4 protein-coding genes are annotated in these 3,123 nt (G+C 68.3%); all 4 read left to right on the plus strand.

What is annotated here, in order from left to right; genetic code table 11:
* Nucleotides 1-959: cobaltochelatase subunit CobN (locus ACE3S9_RS17385; protein WP_374547741.1), on the plus strand; the 959-nt coding region annotated here is incomplete at its 5' end.
* Nucleotides 956-2,248: a precorrin-3B synthase gene (gene cobG / locus ACE3S9_RS17390; protein ID WP_374547742.1), complete on the plus strand. Its 1,293-nt coding sequence runs from the start codon at nucleotides 956-958 to the stop codon at nucleotides 2,246-2,248. The genes ACE3S9_RS17385 and cobG, both read left to right, overlap by 4 nt.
* Nucleotides 2,245-2,874 (plus strand): precorrin-8X methylmutase, encoded by a 630-nt coding sequence (locus ACE3S9_RS17395; RefSeq protein ID WP_374547743.1) that lies wholly within the window; start codon nucleotides 2,245-2,247, stop codon nucleotides 2,872-2,874. The genes cobG and ACE3S9_RS17395 overlap by 4 nt, the downstream gene beginning before the upstream one ends.
* Nucleotides 2,871-3,123: SAM-dependent methyltransferase (locus tag ACE3S9_RS17400; RefSeq protein ID WP_374547744.1), on the plus strand; the 253-nt coding region annotated here is incomplete at its 3' end. The genes ACE3S9_RS17395 and ACE3S9_RS17400, both read left to right, overlap by 4 nt.

Below are 3,123 nucleotides of genomic sequence, written 5' to 3' on the forward strand. Positions count from 1 at the left end.
CCGGCGGCGACGATCTCGCTCAGGCCTTCGCCTTGCTGGGCGTGCGCCCCGTGTGGGACGCCGCCTCGACACGCATGAGCGGTTTCGAAATTCTGCCGCTCGCCCAGCTCGGCCGTCCGCGCGTCGATGTCACCTTGCGCATTTCCGGCCTGTTCCGCGATGTCTTTCCGCAGCAGATCGAGGCCTTCGATTCCGCCGTGCGCGCCGTGGCCCGGCTCGACGAGACGCCGGAGGACAATCCGCTCGTCGACGAAGCCGAGCCCCGCCGCATTTTCGGCGCCGCGCCCGGCGCCTATGGCGTCGATCTCACCGGCGCCTTCGCCAGCGGGCAATGGCGCGACCGCGCCGAGCTGGCGCAGAAATATCTCGCCGCCAATGAACAGGCTTATGGCGCCGATGGCGCGCCGGTCGCGGGCGAGGGCGATTTCGCCGCGCGCATCCGCGCCGCCGACGCTTTCGTCCATGTGCAGGATCTGGCGGGTCAGGACATTCTCAACGCCGACGCCTTCGCGACGCACGAGGGCGGCTTTGCGGCGGCGGCGGAATTTTTGGGCGCGTCGCCGGAGCAATATCATGTCGATGCGACGCGGCCGGACGCCGCGAAAGTGCGGCGTTTGGATGAGGAAATCGCGCGCGTCGTTCATGGCCGCGCAACCAATCCGCGCTGGCTCGCGGGCATGATGCGCCACGGCGCCAATGGCGCGGCCGAGATCGCGGAGACCGTGGACAATCTGTTCGCCTTCGCCGCACTGACTCGCGCGGTGGAGGCGCGTCATTTCGATCTTCTATTTGACGCCCTGTGCGGCGATGACAATTTGCGCGCCTTTCTGGAGCGCGAAAATCCGCGCGCGGCGAAGAGCATCGCGGAAAAATTCAGCGAGGCCGAGCGGCGCGGGCTCTGGTCGTCGCGGCGCAATTCCACCGCCGCCATTCTGGCCGAGATGAGGGGCGAACCATGACCGAGGCCCTGCGCAAAGGCTGGTGTCCGGGGGCGCTCGCGCCCATGCTCAGCGGCGATGGCTATATTTTCCGCCTGCGTCTGACCAATGGCGTTCTCTCCTTCGCGCGCGCGAAGATTTTCGCCGCGCTGGCGCGCCGTTTCGGCAATGGCGCCTTTGATCTGTCGGCGCGCGCCAATCTCCAGATGCGCGGCGTGGCGGGCGACCGGATCGAGGCCCTGCAGGCGGAGTTGCGCGCGCTCGGCCTGCTCGATTCGGATCCGCGCGCCGAGGCCGTGCGCAATGTGGTTCCAAGCCCGCTGGCCGGTTTCGACCCCACCGCACTGCTGGACGCGCGCCCGCTGGTTTCGGCGCTCGACGACTTGCTGAAATCCAACCGGGACCTGCAAGACCTGCCGCCGAAATTCGGCTTCGCCATCGACGGTGGCGGCGCTTTGCCGCTGGACGTGGCGACCGACGTCGTCTTTGCGGCTTCGGCGGCGGACCGGCTCGCAGTTTTTCTCGGCGGCGCTTTCGCCGGACATGTTACGCGGGGAGATTTGCTCGCGGCGGCGGAAGGCCTCGCGCGCAATTTCCTCGCGCTGCGCAACGCAGACCGGCGCATGGGCGCGGTCGTCGCCCGTCTCGGCGTCGCGCCTTTGGTCGAAGGCGTCTCCGTCATTGCAAGGAGCGAAGCGACAAAGCCATCCGCCCGGCGGTCGGCACCCGATGGATTGCTTCGTTCCGCTCGCAATGACGGCGCGAGACCGGCCAACATTCTTGGGGCGCAATCTTGCGGGCTGGGCGCCTTTGTCGGCGCTGGCCTCTTGTTCGGGCGGATCGACGCCGACGGGCTGGAGGCTCTGGCCGAATGCGCCGAGGCCTGCGGCGCGGCGGAATTGCGCCTGACGCCGTGGCGCGTGATTCTCGCGGTCGGCCTCGCACGCGAGGCGGCCACGCGGCTGGTGGCGGACCTCGCTACGCGCGGCTTTCTGCTCGACGCGTCCGACGCCCGTCTGGCTTTCACCGCCTGTCCGGGCGCGCCGGCCTGTTCCTCGGCTTTGGCCGATGTGCGCGCGACGGCGCTGGCGCTGGCGCCGCACTGGCGCGCGGAAGCGGGCCGCATCCACATTTCCGGCTGCGCCAAGGGGTGCGCCCTCAACGCGCCGGCGCTCACTTTGGTGGCGGAAAGGGACGGCTACGCCCTTGTCGAATACGGTCTGGCGCGCGAAAAGCCTTCCGCGCGCGGGCTCGACCTCGCCGCCCTCACGACCAGATTGAAATCTCTCGCTCAGGGAGCGCGGGCTTGACCGCTTATGACTATATCCGCGACGGCGCGGAGATTTACAAAAACTCCTTCGCCATCATCCGCCGCGAGGCCGATCTGGCGCGTTTCGACGCCTTCGAGGAGCGCATCGCGGTCCGCGTCATCCATGCCTGCGGCATGGTCGAGATCGCGTCCGACCTGCATTTTTCGTCGGGCGCCGCCAAGGCGGGAATCGAGGCGCTCGCCTCTGGCGCTCCGATCCTGTGCGACGCCAATATGGTCGCCCATGGCGTCACTCGCGCGCGCCTGCCGGCCAATAATGAGGTGATCTGCGCGCTGACCGATCCGCGCGTCCCCGCTCTCGCGAAGGAGATGGGCACGACCCGGACGGCGGCGGCGATGGAGCTGTGGCGCCCCTATCTCGCCGGTTCGGTGGTCGCCTTCGGCAATGCGCCGACCGCGCTCTTTCACATGCTCGAAATGCTTGACGCCGGCGCGCCGAAGCCCGCCTTGATCCTGGCCATGCCGGTCGGCTTCGTCGGCGCGGCGGAATCCAAGGAGGCGGCAATCGTCGACGGCCGCGTCCCGGTGATCGCCATGCGCGGGCGCAAGGGCGGCAGCGCCATGGCGGCGGCGGCGATCAATGCTTTGGCGAGCGAAAAGGAATGAGCGTGGGCCGGCTTTATGGCGTCGGGCTCGGCCCCGGCGATCCGGAACTTCTCACGGTGAAAGCCGTGCGCGTCATCGAGACCGCGCCGGTGATCGCCTTTTTCGCCAAGTCGGGACGCCCGGGCAATGCGCGCACGATCGCCGATCGCTGGATTCCCGCCAGCGCCCGTCAATTGCTGCTGGCCTATCCGGTGACCACCGAAATTCCGGTCAGCGATCCGGCCTATAACGAGGCCCTGCGCGCCTTTT

Origin of the sequence: Rhodoblastus sp. (genome assembly GCF_041915505.1) — a bacterium.
In the GTDB taxonomy this organism is placed as follows: domain Bacteria; phylum Pseudomonadota; class Alphaproteobacteria; order Rhizobiales; family Beijerinckiaceae; genus Rhodoblastus.

What these genes read in the sequence shown, in the direction of transcription:
- cobG (WP_374547742.1), top strand. Translation starts at nt 956, where the DNA reads ATGACCGAGGCCCTGCGCAAAGGCTGGTGTCCGGGGGCGCTCGCGCCC.